This window comes from Moraxella sp. (genome assembly GCF_024227015.1).
In the GTDB taxonomy this organism is placed as follows: Bacteria; Pseudomonadota; Gammaproteobacteria; order Pseudomonadales; family Moraxellaceae; genus Moraxella.
Map to the genome: position 1 here is coordinate 1 of NZ_JAAELD010000175.1, position 3353 is coordinate 3353.

At 46.6% G+C, this 3353-nt stretch carries 4 protein-coding genes; 3 read left to right on the forward strand and 1 reads right to left on the reverse strand.

The genetic code is table 11. The features are described from left to right. Positions 1-288: 288 nt before the first annotated feature. Positions 289-912, reverse strand: coding sequence for a thiol:disulfide interchange protein DsbA/DsbL (locus GY683_RS04015; protein WP_297287525.1), 624 nt, complete (start codon positions 910-912; stop codon positions 289-291). 379 nt (positions 913-1291) lie between these two features. Between GY683_RS04015 and ubiG the strand changes: the two genes are divergently transcribed. From ubiG to GY683_RS04030, 3 genes are all read left to right on the forward strand, one after another. Continuing rightward, positions 1292-2053 carry a bifunctional 2-polyprenyl-6-hydroxyphenol methylase/3-demethylubiquinol 3-O-methyltransferase UbiG gene (gene ubiG / locus GY683_RS04020; RefSeq protein WP_297287526.1) on the forward strand — a complete coding sequence of 254 codons (762 nt, stop codon included), beginning with the start codon at positions 1292-1294 and terminating at the stop codon, positions 2051-2053. After that, entirely contained in the window at positions 2050-2730 is a 681-nt protein-coding gene (locus GY683_RS04025; RefSeq protein ID WP_297287527.1) for an HAD family hydrolase, read from the forward strand. The genes ubiG and GY683_RS04025 overlap by 4 nt, the downstream gene beginning before the upstream one ends. 131 nt (positions 2731-2861) lie before the next feature. After that, positions 2862-3353, forward strand: a 492-nt coding sequence (locus tag GY683_RS04030) for an SDR family NAD(P)-dependent oxidoreductase (protein WP_297287528.1), incomplete at its 3' end; no start/stop codon positions are given.

The window sequence follows — 3353 nt, forward strand, 5'->3', positions numbered from 1 at the left end:
AAGCAAAAGCCACATGATTGCTCATGTGGCTTTTTTGGTGTTCCTTGCTTTAAGTGCAAGCACTTAATCCATGCGTTTCATTCATAGTGACAGCATTCATCCATGTTGGCGATTCCATTTGCAGTATCCTTGCTGCTTGAGTGTATTATGCCAAATCAACCCTGTCGCAGCAATTAGCCAATATCGTCAATGTTTGTAAGCAATCGCTTACATGGGCTGCTTTGTGCTTTGATAAAAAAATCCGCACACTGTGGTGCGGATTTTTAAGTAGCAATCTTATTGCTTTGCTTATTTCTTTTCGTCGCGGACTTTATTAACTAGGAAGTCAACAACTTGCGTGGCTTTCTCACCATCGCCTGACACCACATAAGTGCCGTGAACCACGATGGCAGGAACACCTGTCAACTGATAACGAGCCGCACCTTGCTTGGCGCGTTCGATCTTGGTGCTGACTGAGAATGAGTTATAGAAGCTGTTGAATTTGGCTTTGTCAGCGCCTTGCGATGCGTACCAATCAGCCAAGTTGTTTTGGTTGGCGATGATGTTACGCTTGCCATCTTTGTGAACAGCATCAAAAAGAGCTTGGTGGGTTTTGTCCTCAAGACCCATCTGCTGTGCAGCATAGAAGCCACGTGCAGGCACTTCCCATACAGGGTTCATGGCCGCAGGCGTGCGGAAAAACGCCACGTCTTTGGCGCGGGTTTTTGCCCATTTTTGCATGTGTGGCTCTATGTCGTAGCAATGTGGGCAGCCATACCAGAAGAATTCACGCACCACAATCACATCGCCTGCGATATTTTCTGGGTTTGCAACTTTTTGGTAATCGCGACCTTCTACGAAATCAGCGGCAAAAGCGCTGCTGGCAAGACCGATGGCAGCCGCTATGGCGGTGAATGTTAGGGTGTATTTCATGATGAAATCCTTATAAAACACATCAACAAGCAGCGAGTCGTGCTTGCTTTTTCGTACTATTGATTAAAATGAATGCTAAATTTGGCTAATTCTACCAAAAACGAGCCATGATTTAAATGTTTAAATAAAAATATGCCATAGTTTAGCCTATTTTTTGGCAGAAATGGTAACAGATTTATTAAGCTTGCCTTGCAAAGTGTTTTGATTTTGCACAAATCTTTGTAAATCGATCCATAATCTTAAAAATTGCGCAAAACTTAGCGATATAAGGTGTTCATTGTATCAAAATCAGCTGCTTATGTTCGTGGTTGTATAGCAAATTTGGCGTGAAAGTGATAAGATAGCAAGTAATTTTTGATGACAAAATAAGCGAAAAATTATGCAAACAACCACCCAAAATGTGAACGTCGATTACGATGAAATTGGTAAATTTACCACCTTGGCGAATGAGTGGTGGGATAGAAATGGCGCATTTAAATCACTGCATGACATCAATCCATTGCGCCTAAACTGGATCGAAGACCGTGTGCATGAGCGCTATGGCTCACCTTTGATGGGTAAGAGTATCCTAGATGTCGGCTGCGGCGGTGGTATTTTATCGCATTCGATGGCGGTGCGTGGTGCGAATGTGCTTGGTGTGGATCTGGGCAATGAAAATCTACAGGCAGCAGGCATTCACGCTGATAAGACGGGCATGAGCGAGACCCTGTCATTTCGCTGTGTGGCGATCGAAGAATTGGCAAAAGAGCAGTCAGAGACCTATGATGTCGTCACGTGCATGGAGATGCTAGAGCACGTTCCTGATCCGTCGGCGATCATTGAAGCGTGTTTTAAATTATTAAAGCCAGGCGGAGTGTTCGTAACCTCGACCATCAACCGTAATCCTAAGTCATACCTATTTGCCATCGTGGGCGCAGAGTATGTACTGCGCTTGGTGGATAAAGGCACGCATGATTATAACAAGTTCATCACACCTGCCGAGCTTGATCAGATGGCAATCCGTGCAGGCTTTGAGCGCCAAGACATGACAGGCTTGCATTATAATCCGATTACCAAGCATTTTTGGTTGTCGAATCGCAATGTTGATGTCAATTACATGATGTCGTTCACTAAGGCAGCAGCTGACAAGGTGGCACAATGAGCGCATTAAAGGCGGTTCTGTTTGATCTAGATGGCACGCTCATTGATACAGCGCCTGATTTTATTCGCATCATCAAGGACATGTGCGCCAAGCACAACCATCCTTGTCCAAGCGACATGGCCATCCGTGAGCAGGTATCGGCAGGTGCACGTGCGATGGTGCGACTGATGTTTGGCGATGAGTTGGGCGAGGTGGCAGATACCGATCCTAAGCTGCTTGGTTATCGTCAAGAATTCTTGGATCTATACGAGCAGGACATCTGTGTTGATAGCCGACTGTTCGATGGTTTTGACGAGCTGTTAAAATCTTTTGAAGATGCTAGGGTTCGTTGGGGTATTGTCACCAATAAGCCGCGATATCTGGCAGAGCAACTGCTGGATAAATTAGACCTTGCCGATCGCTGTTCAGTGTTAGTGTGCCCTGATGATGTAACCAATACCAAGCCCGACCCTGAGCCGATGTATCTGGCATGTGATCAGCTTGGCATCACGCCAAAAGACGCCATCTATGTGGGCGATCACATCCGAGACATACAGGCAGGGCGCGCGTCGGGTATGCAGACGGTGGCGGCGGCATTTGGCTATATCGTCCCTGAGGAAGATCCGAGCGAATGGGGCGCGGATTTTGTGGTGGCGACACCTGATGATTTGGCGGTGCTACTGAATAGACTGGTGTAACGGCTAGGATTGCATCATAAATTAAGCTTGTCATTGCTAACGGGGTGGGCTTAGACCTTATATAAAAATACATGATGAGTTGCTGCCTAAATTTATTGCTATAGATCAAGATAAAATAATACGGAATACACATGCAAAGTACACAAATTAACCACGAAGCGATTTTAAATTTCACGCCAAAAGCGGATAGCCTGCAAGGTAAAATTATCCTAGTAACGGGAGCAGGCGACGGCATTGGCAAGGTTGCCGCCTTAACCTATGCCAAATGCGGGGCGACGGTATTATTATTGGGTAAGACCCAAGCCAAGCTTGAGGCGGTGTACGATGAGATCGAGGATCTAGGCTTGCCAACCCCTGCCATCTTGCCGATGGATCTGGAGAAAGCAACTTTTGCTCAGATGAATGAGCTTGCCACGCTTATCGAGAAGGAATTTGGTCGTTTGGATGGGGTGCTGCATAATGCGGCGATCCTTGGGGCGCTGACGCCTTTGGAGATGTGTGACCCGAGCACCTTTGAGCAGGTGATGCACATCAACACCACGGCTGTGTTCATGCTGACGCAGGCTTTGTTGCCATTATTAAAAACTGCTCAAAGCGGCTCGGTGGTATTCACAAGCTCAGGC